The sequence below is a fragment of the Oleiagrimonas soli genome (genome assembly GCF_000761445.1).
GTDB classification, from domain to species: domain Bacteria; phylum Pseudomonadota; class Gammaproteobacteria; order Xanthomonadales; family Rhodanobacteraceae; genus Oleiagrimonas; species Oleiagrimonas soli.
In genome coordinates, this window is the sequence record NZ_KN196470.1 from 605853 (window position 1) to 623295 (window position 17443).

At 64.6% G+C, this 17443-nt stretch carries 17 protein-coding genes; 12 read left to right on the top strand and 5 right to left on the bottom strand.

The features are described 5' to 3' along the window. Nucleotides 1–45: 45 nt before the first annotated feature. Both LF63_RS02590 and LF63_RS02595 read right to left on the bottom strand, forming a co-directional pair. Complete coding sequence (locus LF63_RS02590; protein ID WP_052394600.1) at nt 46–1146, bottom strand: substrate-binding domain-containing protein; 1101 nt, start codon at nt 1144–1146, stop codon at nt 46–48. A 112-nt stretch (nt 1147–1258) separates the two neighbouring features. Next, the gene (locus LF63_RS02595) at nt 1259–2641 is read right to left on the bottom strand and encodes a DegQ family serine endoprotease (RefSeq protein WP_043099428.1); all 1383 of its coding nucleotides are present in this window, start codon (nt 2639–2641) and stop codon (nt 1259–1261) included. 490 nt (nt 2642–3131) lie between these two features. Here LF63_RS02595 and LF63_RS02600 point away from each other — a divergent pair, with 490 nt between their 5' ends. From LF63_RS02600 to LF63_RS02640, 9 genes are all read left to right on the top strand, one after another. After that, a complete protein-coding gene (locus LF63_RS02600) occupies nt 3132–5255 on the top strand; it encodes an adenosylcobalamin-dependent ribonucleoside-diphosphate reductase (protein ID WP_425477031.1) in 2124 nt (707 codons plus the stop codon). A gap of 321 nt (nt 5256–5576) precedes the next feature. Continuing rightward, entirely contained in the window at nt 5577–6308 is a 732-nt protein-coding gene (locus LF63_RS02605) for a TSCPD domain-containing protein (RefSeq protein WP_043099432.1), read from the top strand. A 249-nt stretch (nt 6309–6557) separates the two neighbouring features. Further along, nucleotides 6558–7046, top strand: coding sequence for a hypothetical protein (locus tag LF63_RS02610; protein WP_043099434.1), 489 nt, complete (start codon nt 6558–6560; stop codon nt 7044–7046). Then, a complete protein-coding gene (locus LF63_RS02615) occupies nt 7047–7778 on the top strand; it encodes a hypothetical protein (RefSeq protein ID WP_043099436.1) in 732 nt (243 codons plus the stop codon). It begins immediately after the preceding gene. 93 nt (nt 7779–7871) lie between these two features. Beyond that, nucleotides 7872–8342, top strand: a complete 471-nt coding sequence (locus tag LF63_RS02620; RefSeq protein WP_200877527.1) for a cupin domain-containing protein — start codon at nt 7872–7874, stop codon at nt 8340–8342. A gap of 64 nt (nt 8343–8406) precedes the next feature. Continuing rightward, a complete protein-coding gene (locus tag LF63_RS02625) occupies nt 8407–8688 on the top strand; it encodes a hypothetical protein (protein WP_043099440.1) in 282 nt (93 codons plus the stop codon). A 112-nt stretch (nt 8689–8800) separates the two neighbouring features. After that, nucleotides 8801–9358 carry a DUF3228 family protein gene (locus LF63_RS02630; RefSeq protein ID WP_043099442.1) on the top strand — a complete coding sequence of 186 codons (558 nt, stop codon included), beginning with the start codon at nt 8801–8803 and terminating at the stop codon, nt 9356–9358. A gap of 358 nt (nt 9359–9716) precedes the next feature. Next, on the top strand, nt 9717–10514 hold the full coding sequence (locus tag LF63_RS02635; RefSeq protein WP_081945056.1) for a M91 family zinc metallopeptidase: 798 nt from the start codon (nt 9717–9719) through the stop codon (nt 10512–10514). Nucleotides 10515–11130: 616 nt separating this feature from the next. Beyond that, nucleotides 11131–11886 (top strand): hypothetical protein, encoded by a 756-nt coding sequence (locus LF63_RS02640; RefSeq protein ID WP_152569226.1) that lies wholly within the window; start codon nt 11131–11133, stop codon nt 11884–11886. A 366-nt stretch (nt 11887–12252) separates the two neighbouring features. On the opposite strand, the gene LF63_RS02645 is transcribed toward LF63_RS02640, so the two are convergent. Both LF63_RS02645 and LF63_RS02650 read right to left on the bottom strand, forming a co-directional pair. Beyond that, nucleotides 12253–13044 (bottom strand): hypothetical protein, encoded by a 792-nt coding sequence (locus LF63_RS02645; RefSeq protein WP_043099448.1) that lies wholly within the window; start codon nt 13042–13044, stop codon nt 12253–12255. A gap of 182 nt (nt 13045–13226) precedes the next feature. Continuing rightward, complete coding sequence (locus LF63_RS02650) at nt 13227–13871, bottom strand: TetR/AcrR family transcriptional regulator (RefSeq protein WP_052395157.1); 645 nt, start codon at nt 13869–13871, stop codon at nt 13227–13229. Between the two features lie 77 nt (nt 13872–13948). Between LF63_RS02650 and LF63_RS02655 the strand changes: the two genes are divergently transcribed. The 3 genes from LF63_RS02655 (at nt 13949) to LF63_RS02665 (ending at nt 16430) form a co-directional block, all read left to right on the top strand. Then, nucleotides 13949–14815 carry an aldo/keto reductase family oxidoreductase gene (locus LF63_RS02655; RefSeq protein WP_043099450.1) on the top strand — a complete coding sequence of 289 codons (867 nt, stop codon included), beginning with the start codon at nt 13949–13951 and terminating at the stop codon, nt 14813–14815. A gap of 213 nt (nt 14816–15028) precedes the next feature. Beyond that, nucleotides 15029–15991, top strand: coding sequence for an alpha/beta hydrolase (locus LF63_RS02660; protein WP_043099452.1), 963 nt, complete (start codon nt 15029–15031; stop codon nt 15989–15991). Between the two features lie 82 nt (nt 15992–16073). Further along, nucleotides 16074–16430: a hypothetical protein gene (locus LF63_RS02665; RefSeq protein WP_043099453.1), complete on the top strand. Its 357-nt coding sequence runs from the start codon at nt 16074–16076 to the stop codon at nt 16428–16430. A gap of 67 nt (nt 16431–16497) precedes the next feature. Here the strand turns inward: LF63_RS02665 and LF63_RS02670 are convergent, their stop codons facing one another. Then, nucleotides 16498–17394, bottom strand: a complete 897-nt coding sequence (locus tag LF63_RS02670; protein ID WP_043099455.1) for an SDR family oxidoreductase — start codon at nt 17392–17394, stop codon at nt 16498–16500. Nucleotides 17395–17443: the final 49 nt, after the last annotated feature.

The following is a 17443-nucleotide window of genomic DNA, read 5'->3' on the forward strand; positions in this document are numbered from 1 at the left end:
CCCGGCTTGTGGGCCGGGCGCCGCTGGGCGGTGCGATCGGGGAGATCAGCCCTGCGTGTCGTTGGCCTTGGCGGTGGCGGCGGCGTTGGCCGCGTTGGAGCGTTTGGCCGCCTTGCGGTTGTCCTGTTCGCGTTCCTGCTTGTCCAGCATGCGGTCGCGTGCGGCGCGGGTCAGCGGCGAGGTCGGCGCGATGGCGGTGCGCGAGGTATAGGTCGCGCGCGGCGCGGCGGTCGGGCCGTTGTGGATCACGCGACCGACGGCGTCGGCGATGCGCGCCATGCGCTCGTCGTCGCCCTGCGCCAGCGAAGGCCCGTCGGTGTACGGCACCAGCCCGTGCTTGCGCAGGATGCGCTTGCCGGTGGCGCTGGCGGTGAAGTCGATGAAAGCCTGCGCGCTGGCGTTGTGCTCGTCGCTGCGCGTGACCAGATACAGCGGCGAGTACAGCGCATAGCTGCCGTCGGCCACATGCGCGGTGCTGGGCGAGACGCCGTCGATGGCCAGCATCTTCAGCTTCGGATTGCCGTGCACGCCCGACAGCGTGCTCACGCCGAGGCCGTCCGGATCCAGCGCGATACCTTTCTCCAGGCTCTGGACGTTGATGTACAGGCGCGGCGCCGCGACCGGCTGGTTGCCGCGTCCGTACAGCAGGCGGCGCAGGCTGAACTCGACGCCGTCGCTCGGGCTGGCCACGGCGTAGACGTTGATCGGCGCGTTGCGGCCGCCGACCTGGTTCCAGTTGCGGATCTTGCCGAAGTAGATGTCGTGCAGCTGCTTCAGCGTCAGGCCGCGCACCGGGTTGCGGTGGTTGGTGATGATGACCAGCGCGTCCCACGCCACCGGCGTGAACTGCAGGCCCTTCTCTTCCGGACGGCGCGGCGCCACGCCGCGCGCGGTGCCGGCGATGTCGACCTGTCCCTGGCTGAGCTGATCCAGCGCCGAGATGGTGTTGAACGGCTCCAGCGTGACGCGCGCGTGACCGCTGTGCCGCCAAGCCGAGGCCATGTCGTCGACGAAGGCGCGGGCAGTGGTGACGTCGCCGCGCCAGGTCAGCGGTTGACCGGCCGGTGCGCGACCGCCGTGGGCCACGGCGGCACCGCCGACGGAAAGCAAGGCGAACGCGGCGATAAAGCGAAGTCGGATCTTCATACGGGACGGACAGTTCGGAAGGATGCAGCCTCGATTATGGGGCCCGAGGCTGTATCCCGCATGTCTAGCGCGTCACGTTGCGTTCATTCCCGCTCGCGGCGGGTGCGCGAATTCAGCGCAGCATCACAAAACGCAGCCGGTTGCCGCTGACCACCGTCAGCACCAGCTGCGACGGGTGGAACTCGTTCAGCAACTGCCGCATTTGCCGCAGCGTGGCGATGCGCTGGCGGTTGATGGCGATGATGACGTCGCCTTTCTGCAATCCGCTCTGTGCCGCGCGGCTGCCCGGCGTCAGGCTGTCGACGCGCGCACCGTACAGGCCCTGATGGCGCTGGCTACGGGTCAGACCACTGAGACGCGCGCCGCTCAGGCGCGGATCGACGTCGGCGCCGTCGGCGTGCGCGACCTGCTCCGGTTCGATGCGCGAATGCACCTGCAGCGTGCGGCCGTCGCGCAGCAGCGTCAGGTCGACCTTGCTGCCGACCGGCAGCAGGCCCTCGCTGTTGTCCAGGTCATGCGGTCCGCGCACGGGGCGGCCGTTGATCGCGGTCAGCACGTCGCCGACCTGCACGCCGGCCTTGTCCGCCGGCGAGCCGGGCTGCACACGCGTCACCACCGCGCCCTGCGCGCGATCCAGATGCATGGCGTCGGCCATGCGGTCGTTGACCGCCTGCACCGACAGCCCGAGGCTGCCGCGGCGCACCTTGCCGTATTTCAGCAACTGCTCCATCACCTCGTGCGCGAGGTTGGCGGGAATGGCGAAGCCGATGCCGGCGCTGGCGCCGGACGGCGAGTAGATCATCGAGTTGATGCCGATCAGCTCACCGTTGAGGTTGACCAGCGGACCGCCGGAATTGCCCGGATTGATCGAGGCGTCGGTCTGGATGAAATTCTGGTAGGTGTCGCCCAGACCGCTGCGGCCGAGCGCCGAGACGATGCCCGAGGTCACGGTCTGGCCGAGGCCGAACGGATCGCCCACCGCGACCACGAAGTCGCCGACCTGGGTCTTCGACGAATCGGCCAGCGGCAGCTCCTGCAGTTGATCGGCGGGAATCTTCAGCACCGCGATGTCGGTGTCCGGGTCGGCGCCGACCAGCTTGGCCTTGAAGTCGCGGCCGTCCTTCAGCGTCACGGTGATGTCGTCGGCGCCGGCGATGACGTGGTTGTTGGTCAGCACGTAGCCCTTGGCGGCATCGACGATCACGCCCGAACCCAGACTCTGCTCGACGCGCTCGCGCGGCGGCGGGCTGCCGAAGAACTGGCGCAGCACCGGATCGTTGAAGAACGGGTTGCGCTCGCGCACCAGGGTCTTGGAGGAAATGTTCACCACGGCCGGCGTCACCTGCTTGAGCATCGGCGCCAGCGACGGCACCGGCCGACCGTCGACGGCGGTCGGCAGCGCGGCACTGGCGGGCAGCGCCGAAAACAGCGAGACGAGGCCCAGACACAGGGCGAGAAGGGTGGATGAGCGGCGCGCCGGTGCGGCTGCTTGCATGGTCATCTCCTTGGGGTGGATCGGTACCGGGCGCAGCGCGCCCTCCGACCTTGGACTGTGCGAGCCCCGCCGGAGTTTCTCAAGTCGCCCGACAAAGCGTCGCAGGCCGCGTCCGGCGGCGCTTTTTTGCGCGGTTTCAGTCCCCTGCGCGGCCTCCGGCGGACCTCGGCCATTTGGACGCTTTACAAGCGATCACCGCAGGGTTAGTGTTGTCTCCCGCGAGCGATCACAACATCTTGTGTCCCATTCATCGAGTACACCAGATCAGAATGCAGCACGGGTCACGGACCACGGGGGAAGTGCGCAGTGATTTCCAGGGTTCGCCAGCAATAACTCAGCATTTCGTCCATGCGCTCGTCGTCGCGAGCGCAGCGACACCGTTTTCGCCGTCGGTCCACGTGCCGGCGGAGCAGAACCAGAAGGCCAGATCGATGCACGTACCATCAAAACGACAAGGGGCAGCGGAATGAGCACGGCACGCAAAGCAGCCATGAACACCGAAGTCACCGCCATCCCGCTGCAGCCCGCGTCCCAGGACATCTGGGACAAGAAATACCGCCTCAAGACCAAGACCGGCGAACCGGTCGACGTGGAAGTCGATGACACCTGGAAGCGCGTCGCGCGCGCCCTGTCCGACGTCGAAGCCACCGACGAGCTGAAGCAGACCTGGTACGAGAAGTTCCTGTGGGCGCTGCGCCACGGCGCGATCCCGGCCGGCCGCATCACCTCCAACGCCGGCGCGCAGGAGCACAAGCCCAAGACTTCGACCATCAACTGCACCGTGTCGGGCACCATCACCGACTCGATGGACGACATCCTCGACAAGGTGCACGAGGCCGGTCTGACGCTGAAGGCCGGCTGCGGCATCGGCTACGAATTTTCCACGCTGCGTCCGCGCGGCGCGTACGTGTCCGGCGCCGGCGCCTACACGTCCGGCCCGCTGTCGTTCATGGATATCTACGACAAGATGTGCTTCACGGTGTCCTCCGCCGGCGGCCGCCGCGGCGCGCAGATGGGCACCTTCGACGTGCGCCATCCGGACGTGCGCGAGTTCATCCGCGCCAAGCGCGAGGACGGGCGCCTGCGCCAGTTCAACCTGTCGCTGCTGATCACCGACGGCTTCATGCAGGCGGTCGAGGCCGACGCCGACTGGCCGCTGGTGTTTCCGGTGCACATCAAGGAACAGCACGAAGTCGACCTCAACGACGAGGCGCAGGTGGTGTGGCGCGAGTGGCCCACGCACGCCGACTACGTCGACCGCGAGGACGGCCTGGTGGCCTGCAAGATCTACGGCCACGTCAAGGCGCGTCACCTGTGGGACATGATCATGGTCTCGACGTACGACTACGCCGAGCCGGGCTTCATCCTCATCGACCGCGTCAACGAGATGAACAACAACTGGTGGTGCGAGCACATCCGCGCCACCAACCCCTGCGGCGAGCAGCCGCTGCCGCCGTACGGTTCGTGCCTGCTGGGTTCGGTCAACCTGACCATGTTCGTGCGCGACGCCTTCGGCCCGAAGGCGCGCTTCGACTGGGACGAGTACCGCGAGGTGGTGAAGATCTTCACCCGCATGCTCGACAACGTGGTCGAGATCAACGGCCTGCCGCTCGAGCAGCAGCGCAAGGAAATCACCGACAAACGTCGTCACGGCATGGGCTTCCTGGGCCTGGGCAGCACGATCACCATGCTCAAGCAGCGCTACGGTTCCAAGGAAGCGGCCGAGTTCACCGAGCGCGTCGCCCGCGAGATGGCCGTGGCCGGCTGGGAAGTCGCGCTGGAGCTGGCCGACGAGAAGGGCGTCGCTCCGGTCCTGTCCAAGGAATACACCGTCACCGCCGAGATGCTGCGCAAGCGCCCGGAAATGGCGAAGGACGGCTGGACCGTCGGCGGCAAGATTCGCGGTTCCGTGCTGCACGCCAAGTACAGTCGCTACATGCAGCGCGTGGCGCAGGTCGCGCCGGAACTGGTCGCCCAGCTCGCCGAAAAGGGCGCGCGCTTCACCCACCACACCTCGATCGCGCCGACCGGCACCATCAGCCTGAGCCTGGCCAACAACGTCAGCAACGGCATCGAACCGAGCTTCGCGCACCACTACTCGCGCAACGTCATCCGCGAAGGCCGCAAGACCAAGGAAAAGGTCAGCGTCTACAGCTTCGAGCTGCTGGCCTACCGCGCGCTGATCAACGCCGACGCGATGCCGTTCTCGGACGATCCCAAGGCGCGCCTGCCGGAGTACTTCGTGGCCGCCGACGACATCTCGCCGACCGAGCACGTGGACATGCAAGCCGCGGCGCAGAAGTGGGTGGACTCGTCCATCTCCAAGACCGCCAACGTGCCGACCGAATACCCGTACGAAGACTTCAAGGACATCTACGTCTACGCGTACAAGCAGGGCCTGAAGGGCTGCACCACGTTCCGCTTCAACCCGGCCGCCTTCCAGGGCGTGCTGGTCAAGGAATCGGACCTGGAGAACACCACCTACCGCTTCGAGCTGGAAGACGGCACCGTGGTGGAAGCCAAGGGCAACGAGGAAATCGAGTACGACGGCGAAGTCCATTCCGCCGCCAACCTGTTCGACGCCCTCAAGGAAGGCTACTACGGCAAGTTCTGACAAAAAAACGCTCGTCATCCCGGCGAAAGCCGGGACCCAGTGCCTTTGGGACCACGCAGGCGCAAGCAGTCACTAGGTTCCGGCGTTCGCCGGGATGACGACAAAAAGTTCGACGTTCCCCAAGAGGGAAGCCGAGGCAGCGGCAAGACTGCCGACAACGAGGCGACGGGCACGTACCCGACGCCGGGACGGCCGCCACCGGCGGCTACCGAGCCCACTGCCAACGCGGTTGCCGCCACGGAACCGCAGAAACTGAACCCGCTTCGGCCACGCGCCGGAGCGGGGCATCTTTCCGGCAGGGGCGTCAGGAGAACAACCGACATGACCATCAAGATCGACAAGAAAATCAAGGGCTACCAGGTCGTCAAGCCGGACGATAAACCCGCCGAGACCCCCAAGGCCGCCGCCAAGCCGAAGAGTGCCGGCGCCGAGGTCATCCAGATGCACGAAAGCGTGGAGCGCCCGGACGTCCTGGTCGGCTCCACCTACAAGATCAAGTCGCCGCTGTTCGAGCACGCGCTGTACGTCACCATCAACGACATCGTGCTCAACAAGAACACGCCGCACGAACAGCGCCGCCCGTTCGAGATCTTCATCAACTCGAAGAACATGGACCACTTCCAGTGGATCGTGGCGCTCACCCGCATCATGTCCGCGGTGTTCCGCAAGGGTGGCGACGTCACCTTCCTGGTCGAGGAAATGAAGGCCGTGTTCGACCCGCGCGGCGGCTACTTCAAGACCGGTGGCGTGTACATGCCGTCCATCGTCGCCGAGATCGGCTCGGTCATCGAACAGCACCTGAAGATGATCGGCATGATCCACGACCCCGAAATCAGCGACAGCCAGCGTGCGCTGATGGAAGAGAAGCGTGCGGCCTACGAGGCCGGGCAGAAGACCGCCGAAGACACCGATATGCCTGCGTCTGCGGAGAGCGCCGAGGGTGGGGCGTTTCCGGCCAGTGCGAGTCTGTGCAGCAAGTGCAATACCAAGGCGCTTGTGTTGATGGACAACTGTCAGACTTGTTTGAATTGTGGGTATTCGAAGTGTGGGTGAGGGGCGCTTCGGTGAGTTGAAAAGATAAAAAAGGGCGGCAGTGATGCCGCCCTTTTGCGTGTTAAAGGGGGGTAGGCATTGACGTATTAGTGTGCGGGTTTGGGGTGTGCTGAATTCAGCAAGTGACTGGGTGAAGTGGGGCTTGGTGTATCGGGTGGGGCGTTTGCCTTGGATTAGGTGGAAGGATTACATTGCAGTTTGTAATTGAATTTTAGTTGTGCATCAGACTAAGCCAGGAAGGATGGGCCGATGAATAGCAAGATCAGGATTAAAATGGGAGCCATCGAGGTTGAATACGAGGGTTCAGAGGAGTTCCTGAAGAAGGAGCTACCAGAGCTGCTGAGAGGGGTTCTGGAGCTGCACCGCGAGAGCGGCGAATCAGTCAATGACGACAGGGGGCAAGGAGAGAGCGGAGACAATATGGGAAGGGAGGTAGAAAAAGAAAGTTTCACAGGTACCACAAACACCGTCGCAGCGAAACTGTCCGCTTCAAGCGGAACAGACCTGATTGTCGCGGCTGCATCGAGAATCACTTTGGTCCTAGGCAAGGACAAGATAAGTCGCGCGGAACTTCTCAAGGAGATGCAGGATGCGTCCTCGTACTATAAGAAATCATACTCCGCAAACCTGACTAAATATTTGAAGCAGTTGGTTCAGGCGGACAGGCTGCGAGAGATCGCCAAGGACACATATTCACTGAGTGCTTCGGAACTACGGAAAGTTAAAGGAAAGCTGTAAATGCTCGCGCAGAATCAGCTTAAGAATTTGTTGCATAAGCCTGTATTCTCCAATACGGACAAACTATTGTTGTGCCTTGCAGTGCAAAATGCCACGGCCAAGACTGTTTCCCAGGTGAAGGAAATTGCGAGCGCCGCCGGTCTTCGGGTCGCAGCAAAGTGGAACATCTCATCGCTGTTAAGCCGTTCTAAGGGCAAGGCGGTCAGGGTTCCGGAGGGATGGGAACTCACAACAGATGGCCGTTCTTACGTGGGGAGTTTGGTCGGTCCCGTCGCCCTGAGTCCAGCGCCAACTGTAGCGGCCTCATTGCGCGTTCATCTCCCGAAGATAGGGAATGCGGACGTCAAAGCTTTTGTGGAAGAAGGGATTGAGTGTTTTGAGCGACGCCTCTACCGCTCGGCGGTTGTCCTCTCTTGGGTCGGTGCAGTCGCTCTTCTTTACGATCACGTACTTGCCAATCACCTAGTGGCCTTCAATGCAGTAGCTTTGCAGCGTGACGCGAAGTGGAAAAATGCGAAAACAACAGATGATCTAGCGCGGATGAAGGAGTACGACTTCATTCAGGTAATTGAGAAGCTATCTATCATCGGCAAGAGTGTGAAACAGGAACTTGAGAAGCAGCTGAAGCTTAGGAATGGCTGCGGTCATCCAAACTCACTAAAGATCGCTGAGAATGTGGTTGCCGCACATCTCGAGATTTTGATCCTGAATGTTTTCACAAAGTTTGCGTAGAAAAGAAAGCAAAAAAGGTGCCAGGGACAATTTCTTGCGACGGTGCATAAAAAGTGGGAAAAAAATGGTGTCAGGGATATTTCTTGAGGGTGGTTGCCTGAAGCGATGATGCCGGAAGACTTCATCGACCATCCGGAAGGCGGCCGCTTTCTGCAGGTCTTCAAATCCCGTGCGACCGTCGTCGCGCCCGATGGCCGATCCCGGTCCGCGTTGACGCATATCTATTTTGCGCTGGGCGAAGGCGAGGTCAGCCGATTTCACAAAGTGCGGTCGGATGAAGTCTGGAACCTGTATCGCGGGTCCGGGCTGTACCTGTACACATGGGATGGTTCGGATGCGCCGCCGCAGCGGCATGAGCTTTCGGATGCATCAGGCGCGTATTGCCATGTGGTCCCAGCGGGCATGTGGCAAGCGGCCGAACCCATCGGGGATTCGGTGATGGTCGGTTGCTCGGTGGGGCCGGGGTTCGAGTACGAGGACTTCGAGCTCATGGAGCCGGGCTCGGAGCTGGCCGAGCAGGTCGAATCGTTCGACCCGGCCATGTCAAGATTCACTACGGTGTGAAGATCATCCGGTGTGTTGCCGACTTCGGTTGAGTGGGCCGCAAGGTATCGTTGGGGGATGCGGGTTGGTCATCTTGTTGAAAATCGCGGCTACGGTTGCCTTCCTGTTTGGCGTGATCTTTCTGTATTTGCCGGGCGGCTTCGGCATTCTTCACTTCAACAGAGGCCGGTCCAAGGCGGTTGCGCGCGGCGTCTCCGTGCTCTGGGTGGCATTCATGCTGGTGCACCTGCTGGCGATCTACAGAACGTGGTTTTCGGCGGACAGCGTCTACGCATGGCTCGTTGCACTGTTTCTGGGGCAGGTCGTTTTCTTCACGACCGTGGCCAGGGATGTCAGCACGACCTGAGCTGGATCGCAGGCGCGTAAGGCATGCAGACCGGACGGTGGCGGGCGGGATGAGTCGGGCAAGGGAAAGCCCGCCACGCTACCCTTGCGATTGGTTTTCCGAATGACGGCTCATGTCCATCGTCCTCACCCCGTTCGCGCGCACTCGTCTGTTCCCCGTTGCGTCACGTCGCAACACCATCCAGGATTGCACCGCCGAAGCGTTCGAGCAGCGTCTCAACGAGGAAACGCCGCTTGAAGTGCTGGAGGGGTACGCGCCCTTCTGTCGTCTGCACGTGCATCGCAACTGGACGTCGACCCGCTGCATGGCGGTGCCGATCACCGACGCCAATCGTCACTTGCTGCGCTCGGCCTACGAGGCGCGTTCGACGGATGAACTGCCGGTGCTGGTGCGTTGGTTCGAGGGTGTCGATCCGCCCGTGGCGCGCTATCTGCTGCCGATTCTGTACAGCGCCGAGCAGCTCGCGAAAGAAGGTTCACCGATCGAGGCGGACTGGGGCGTGGTCGGCTGTCTCTACACCATGGAGCCGACCGAGACCCCGATGGCGCCGATCACCATGATGCGCAACGCGGTCGGCGTCGAGGAAGGCGGTTCGGGCGTGCCGCTGGATCGCGAAGAGTACCGTCGCAGCGTGGCGTTCTGGCAAGCCCACGCGAACTGGCGCGGCTGAATCGCCGGATAAGCAAGGAAGGACGTTGAGGCCATCTCTTCTGGCGTGTTTTCGGAGGCTGCATAGAAGCGGCTACAGGATCCTTGTTTAGCGACAAGGATTGGTTTCGGAGACCGTGCGCGTCGATGTTTGAGACAAGCGGAAGACGCTCTGGGTGAGCGCAGGAGCTTTGCACCTGTTGGAACTGGCCATGTAGGCTTGTCCTACGGCGTTGTGATCGTGCTCTTGTCAAACGTCGCGTCGAAAATCTTGCTCGTCACCGGGGACTTTGTCGCACCAGTTGATCCGCCGACGGGCCGAGGTGATACTGCGAACAGAGCATCTGGATGTTCGATGGTTGTATGCAGGGAGGTGTGCAATGTCCAATCCATGGAAACCCCGGCAGGTGATGAGTTACGCGGAAGTCGCGCGTGGCAAGCACATGAAGCTCGGCGTCCAGCCGATTCACCCGAGTTTCGGTCTCGCCAAGCTCACCGGACAGGAGCTGACGCAGCAGAAGGGGAAGCTGCGCAAGGTCGGACTGATGCCGGCCATGTCCGGTTACGACCATCTCAGCCTGATGCGCAAGCGGGGGCAGAGCAATCACGGATTCACCGATTTCATGGTCGATACCCGTCGCGCGCTGCATACGCTCGACAGCCAGCCGCAGGGCAAGTCGTTGCTGACCCAGCTCAATGCGGGTGAAAACAGGTCGCTGATCGACTTCCACTCCACGGTCATGATCGGCGACGCGCGCATGCGCGAGGAAAAGAAGGGCAACACGGCCAAGCCGCAGGGCTTCCTGGGGTTCCGGGAGCGTCCGCTCAAGCACGAGTCGTTAGGTTTCGGCGAGGCGAGCACCGTGCACTACAACCCGGATATCAAGCGGTCCGACGATGCGCGTCCGGCGTTCATCGGCCTCGGTCATGAACTGGTTCATGCGCTGCGCAATCAGAAGGGGCTGGCGGTCGATACCAACAACCTGGATCACATACCCAAGCGCAAGCAGTTGATGACCCAAATCGAGGAATTCGAGACGGTCGGCCTGCTGAAGGCGCCGCAGGGAATCACCGAGAACTCGCTGCGCAAGGAGCACGGCATCGCTCCGCGCACGCAGTATTCGGGCATGAAGCCGAGCGCGGGCCTGACCGCGTCGATCAACAAGCACAACAAATAGCGGTCCCGCGTTCCGTGCCGGCGGCCAAGGTGCGCGCGACAGGATGTTCGCCGTTGGCGCGTGGACTGCTCTGGCGGTGCTGGCGCTTTGCGTGCTGATGAGCACGTCGCTCGGGTCATGATGCGGATGCCGCGTGAGGTCGAGACGGCGCGCGCATGATCCGCAGGTTTGCATGCTTTCTGTATGTGGAAGGTCCGCTCGTCCTGCGCTCGCTGCGGATGGCCGGTGCTCGTGTGTTCGTCCATTCGACCCAAGGTCATGAAGCCCTTCGGTTCGAGTCCGGTTGGCGTTCGGCGTGCAGCTAATGGGACCGGCTGTCTTGATCATGATGGTCGTCGACGCGGTGGCGTGGCGTGCGCGGACAGGGTTCGACAGGCACGTGAGAAAGCGCTCTCGCGGCGGCCGCGCGTCCGGTGAACCGATATCGCCAGCGTCATGGCGGGTCGCGGGATCGGGACATCCGCGCGTCCCCGGCGTTTCCCAACATCCCGATTGATCGATCCGCGCCCATCTGAGGTAGTCTGGTAGCGCCTCATGCGAGGGATGGGGCGTATGGATGACGGTACGGAGTGAGGGACAGGGTTTACGCTTTTGCTGTAATCAGGGGGAAGGGGACATGAAATGGCATACATGCCTTGCGGTAATTGTCATGGGCGCTGCGATGCTGCAGGTGACTGCCGCGACGGCGGCCCCGGCGGCGGATGACTTCGACGCGCTGGTCGTTCAGATCAAGAAGACGAGTGCGACGCCGCCGCAGTCGGCGTATTCGACCGAACTGCAGAAATCCGTGAATGCGGGGTCGATCCATCGCCTCGAACAGGCGTGCGCAAGCAAGCATGCCGGCGATGCGGTGGAGACGTTCACGCTGCTTGGTGTCATGCGTCTGGATGGCGCGTTGAAATCGCCGGATGCGTTGCCGGACAACGCTTTCACAAAGTGCATGGCGGACAGCATCGGCACGGTGAGCTTTCCGCTCCCGCCGGGCAACGGCAATGGTTGGCCCGTGGCGATCCAGTTCGACGGTAAGAGCGGTCGTGTGTTGTACATGGCTGGCGACAAGGCGCATGGCATGTACCTGCCGCGTCAGCGCACCGCGTCGGGACGGTCATGGGCATACACGCCGGTGCCGATCCTGCCGGCCAATCTGCGCAAGGCGTGCGAGATGAGCGTGTGGGTGACGGTCGGTGTCCATGGACGCGTGCAGGAAGTGGACAAGGACAATTCGACCTGCGTGCCGAAGGTGGACAAGGCGATCATGGAAGCCGCGCATCAGTGGCTTTATGTCGATGCGAAGGGCTCGGCAGCGACCGAGCCGAGGGATCTGCGCATCTCGTTCGGCATCCGCAACAACCGGGTCTGGGTCAAGCTCTGAGGCGAGGCGCGATCGCGGTGCAGGAGGCCGGTCGCGCGCACCCGGGACAGGCCTGACCAGGATCGACATGATCTCGCGCGGCGCGATGCTGTGCGGGATCGTTGTCGTCAGCTTTCGGCGGACGGCGCGCCGTGGATGGCCCGCTGCGCAGCGAAGACGCGCTGTAGGGCGGGCGCGTGTACGAAATCCATGTGAGCCGCCTGCATGAACGGCCTCGCTGTCGGTTAGGCCGCAGGGAAACCGCGCGCCGGGGAGCAGCACGCAACGCGCGCAGAGAGGATGGCCTGCGGGGTGGCGGACGGACGGGTCGCGGAAAAGCGTCCAGGCAAGCACGGTGCACCGCGCGCGCACGTCGGAGCGGTCGCGTCACTGCATGCCGTGCCCCGGCGGACGCGCCGTCAGATGCACGGCCGGGCCGTCGGGCGCGAGCCAGGAGTGCGGCTGCATCACGCAGTGGTGCTCGAAAATGGTCTTCGCCACGGCATCCATGTCGATGTGACGTTCGGCCTGCTGCTGCTTCGACATGGCGACGGCGGTGCCCGCTTCCACGCAGGCTGGATCGGCCACGCCGATGAGATGATGCTGGATGAGCCGCATTACGCCGGCCACGCCTTCGGTACGCGGGTCGCGCATCGCGAAGTGCGGCGCGCCGGGGACGGTGTCGTCGGGCAGGTAGGTGCGCTGCGCGCGTCGCTTTGCTTCGCGCAGCCCCTGCTGGAACGCGCGGCCGCCGGCGATGTAGCGCGGGACCTGATGCGATACCGGTCCCGACGCAGAACGCGATGTGGGCAGGTCGAGCCGAAGGACCGGCGCAGCAGCGTTCATCGCGCTGACATGTGTTGCTGCAGCGATGGCGTGCCGTGGAGATTCGGCGCGCCGTGTCGTGTGCAGCGAGGAGCGAGGCGTGGGCTGGCGAAGGCGTGCATGACGCGTCGATGTACGCGTATGGCGCGTGCGTCGGTCGAGGAAGATCAGAATCAGGCCGGCGTCGTCGGTCTCTGAGCGCGAACGCGCGGTCGAGCCGGCCATGCGTGGGGTAGCCGGTGCGAGCAGGAGCAGGCCGAGCAGACCGTGCGCGAATACCACGCAGCCGAAGATGACAGCGCGGCGGAACGAGAAGTGGCGTTGCTGCCCGGCACGTGTTCTGCGTGCATCCATGAACCGGTGGCTTCCTGCGACAAAGGCGTCAGGAACACGGACCGCATCGCGGTGCCTGCAGTTCCTTTCGCGGCACGCAGCGATACGCCTGCGCGCACGCCCGGCCATCGATGGCGGTGGTGTTTCGTGCGCCGGTTCATCGTGTCTTGCGCGGACGGGAATACGTCTTCCGCTGTCGTGGCTCAGCGTTTCGTCGCGGCTCGGCGCTTCGGACGGTGCGCTTGCAGGTAGGCGGTGGCCAGCAGCACGAGCTGGGTTTCGAGCTCGGTTTCGAACCCGCGTGGCGCGCGACCTTCGAGCACGTTGCGCACGGGGCCGGTGAGCGCGTTGAGCGTGATGCTGGCGACCACGGTCGCATCGTCGAAGCGTGCATCGGTGGCGCTGCTCAGCATCGCCGCGATGGCCGCCGTCATGCGTGCGTGCATGCGCATGACCAGTGCGGGACCGCCGCGTTCGGCGGCGACGGCGTACAGCGCCCGGGATTCCCCGGGGTTGCGCAACTTCTCGGCCAGGAAGGCGACGACCAGCCCGCGAGCCATCTCGGCGACGGGTCGCTGGCGGTGCGTCGCGCAGGCCTGCTCGACGACCTCGGCGACGTGTTCGAGGTGGCGGGCGAGCACGGCCGCGAGCAGGGCATCGCGGTTCGGGTAGTACTGGTACAGCGTGCCGACCGAAGCGCCGGCGCGCTCGGCGATGCGCGTGGTCGTGCAGCGGCGCAGGCCTTCGCGCGTCAAAACCTGAATCGCGGCGGTGTGCAGCGCCTCGACCGTGGCGGTCGAACGGTCCTGAGCCGGCTGTTTGCGAGGCTTGAGGGCGGCTTTCTGCATGCGGGTGGAATGCGAATTCAAAAACTGAAGCATCCTTCATACAGTGGTGGAACGCAAACAGGCAAGAAGGAGAGCGCATGCATTCCATCGAACGAAGCGAGACCTACGCGCTCGGCGCGCAGCGCGTGAAGCGCATCGGCTACGGCGCCATGCAGCTGGCGGGCCCCGGCGTGTTCGGACCGCCGAAGGATCGCGATGCGGCGCTGGCGGTGCTGCGCGCGGCGATCGAGGCCGGCGTCGATCACATCGACACCAGCGACTTCTACGGGCCGCACGTCACCAATCAGCTGATCCGCGAGGCGTTGCACCCGTATCCGGAGAACCTGACGCTGGTCACCAAGATCGGCGCGCGCCGCGGCGAGGATGCGTCCTGGCAGCCGGCGTTCTCGCGCGAGGCGCTGACGCAGGCGGTGCACGACAACCTGCGCAACCTCGGCGTCGACGCGCTGGACGTGGTCAACCTGCGCATCATGTTCGACACGCACGGTCCTGCCGAGGGCTCGATCGAGGAACCCTTGCAGGTGCTGATCGAACTGCACCAGCAGGGGCTGGTGCGGCATATCGGCCTCAGCAACGTGACCGCGACGCAGGTGGCCGAAGCGCGCACGCTGACCGAGATCGTCTGCGTGCAAAACCACTACAACATCGCGCACCGCGAGGACGATGCGCTGGTCGACGCACTGGCGGCGCAAGGCATCGCGTACGTACCGTTCTTCCCGCTGGGCGGTTTCTCGCCGCTGCAGTCCGCCGCGTTGTCGCAGGTGGCCGAAGAGCTCGGCGCCACGCCGCGACAGGTGGCGCTGGCCTGGCTGCTGCAGCGCGCGCCGAACATCCTGCTGATTCCGGGGACGTCCTCCGTCGCGCATCTGCACGAGAACCTCGCCGCGGCCGATCTCGAGCTGCCGGCCGAGGCGCTCGAAAAGCTGGAACGCGTGGCGGCCTAGCAGCAGTGTGCGATGCGTGACGCGATGCAGCCTGTTGCTTGAACGGGCTGCATCGGCGTTCCGTGTGCCGTGCGTCTTCATGCTCGCCGGTGAAGCGCGCGCGCCCGCAAAAACGCCTATGAACGGCCGCCCGGTGTCGGAAATCCATGCATGATGGTGCAGATGCGTGCCGCGTATCCGCGGCGCTGGACCATGTCGACACGGAGAAGGGCGATGAAGTTTGGATGGATGCTCGTGGCGGTGCTGCTGACGGTCAGTACCTGGGCTCAGGCGCGGGGGACCACGGTGTGGCAGCCCGCGCCGGGGCATGCCCAGATGCCGCTGTGGCCCGGCAAGGCGCCGGACCTGAAGCCGGTGCCGGGGCCGGAGAAGATGACCGTGAGCAAGGGCACCATCGGCGGCAAGTCGGTGCAGGCCGTGACCAACGTGACGCGCCCGACGATGACGGTCTACGCCCCGAAGGGCCACAACTCGGGCGCCGCGGTGGTGGTGTTTCCGGGCGGCGGCTTCGAGATCCTGGCGATGGACCTGGAAGGCACCGAGGCCTGCGACTGGGTGACGTCGATTGGCGCGACGTGCGTGCTGCTGAAGTACCGCGTGCCGAGCATTCCCTACCGCTGGCGCTGCAACTGCCGGCCGCACAATCTGGAGCTTTCGGTACCGTCGCTGCAGGATGCGCAGCGCGCCTTGCGATTGGTGCGGGCGCATGCCAAGGCCTGGCGCATCGATCCGCACAAGGTCGGCGTGATGGGCTTCTCGGCCGGCGGGTTCCTGGTCGCCGAGGTCAGCACCCAGTTCGCGCGACGCACGTACGCGCCGGTCGATGCGGCCGACAAGCTCAGCGACCGCCCGGACTTCGCCCTGGGCATCTATCCCGGTCACCTGACCGCGCACGGCGACACGCTCAATCCGAACGTGCCGGTATCCAAGCGCACGCCGCCGACGTTCCTGGTGCAGGCCGAGGACGATTACGTCGACGGCGTCGATCAGTCGCTGGTGTATTACACGGCGCTGGCGAAGGCTCACGTGCCTGCCGAAATGCATCTGTACGCGCACGGCGGGCATGCCTTCGGTCTTCGGCGCACCAAGCAGCCCATCACCGGCTGGCCGACTTTGGCCGCGGCCTGGCTGCGCTCGATCGGCATGATCGGGCCGGAGGCCGGATCGACTCGCTGAGTGGATCGGGCGCGCCGCGGGCGGCCTGACGCGCACGCGTCGAGAGGCGCGCGCCGACGCCGCGCTTGCGCCTAGGGGGCGCATGGACAAGGGCATGTTCTGGGCCGTGCTGGCCGCGTTGCTGGTGTTTTCGCTGATCGTGGCCACGGTCGGCGGCGTGCGCGATGCGATCGTGGGTTACGTGATGCAGACGTCGCTGCAGCATGCCCAGCGCGACATGGCTGCGGCGGCCGTTCGCCAGCGCGCCGAGGCCGCGCGGCAACGCGCGCAGGAGGCGGCACGTCAGCGCGAGGCGTTGCAAGCTCGAACTCTCGCGCCCGATCAGCAGTGCGTGTCCGGCACCGTGGTCACGGTGCGTTCGAACGATGCGAGTCAGCTGATCCGCGGCGGCGCGCCCGTGCGTTGCTCGGGCCGTCTGGCGGAGGTGCCGCTGCGCTGACGCGCAACAAGCCGGCTAGTCGGACGCGCGCTGCGACGCGCGCGCCCGACGTCATGACCCTGTCGCTTCAGTCGGCGGGCAGTTCCAGCAGCGCGAGGTCGGCCAGCATGCCCGGTCCGGACGGATGCCAGTTCAGCGCTTCGCGCGTCAGTACGCTCGACGCGGCCAGGTCGAGACCGGCGAAACCGGCGAGCCAGCCGAAATGTTCGGCGGCCTCCTCTTGCGTGATCGAGCGGACGGGAAGGTCCAGACGCGGACCGACGATGTCGGCCATCGCGCGCATCGATACGCCTTCCTCGGCGACCGCGTGATAGCGCGCGCCCGGCTGCGCGTGTTCCAGCGCCAACCGGTACAGGCGGGCGACGTCCGACACGTGCGCGGCCGGCCAGCGTTGGCTGCCGTCGCCGACATAGGCGAACACGCCCTTTTGCCGGGCGACCTCGATGGCGTAGGTCATCAGGCCCTGGTGCCTGGTGTCGTGCACCTGCGGCAGGCGCATGATGCTCGCGTTGACGCCGCGTTCGACTAGTGTGGTGGCGGCTTCCTCCGACGCCGCGCGCGGCACCGTGCCGGCGTCGACGGGATCGTCGCGTTCCGTGGCCGGCTTTCCATCCGCGTTGCGGGCCATGCCGGTGCCGGAAGTCACGATCAGCGGACGCTTGGAGCCGATCAGCGTCTCGCCCAGCGTGGCGATGACGCGACGGTCGTCCTCGCAGTTGGCGACGTAGCGCGAGAAATCATGGTTGAAGGCGAGGTGGACGACGGCATCGGTGTCGCTGGCGCCGGCGCGCAGGCTGTCCAGGTCTTCCAGTGTGCCGGGATGCACTTCGGCGCCGGCTTCGCGCAGGGCTGGAGCCTTGGCTTCGGAGCGGCACAGGCCGAGGACCTGATGGCCGGCCGCGATCAGTTCCTTAACCAGGGCCGAGCCGATGAATCCGGTCGCGCCGGTGACGAAAACACGCATGGTTCGTACTCCGTGGTGGGGATGCGCTACTATCGACGCTTGCATTTAT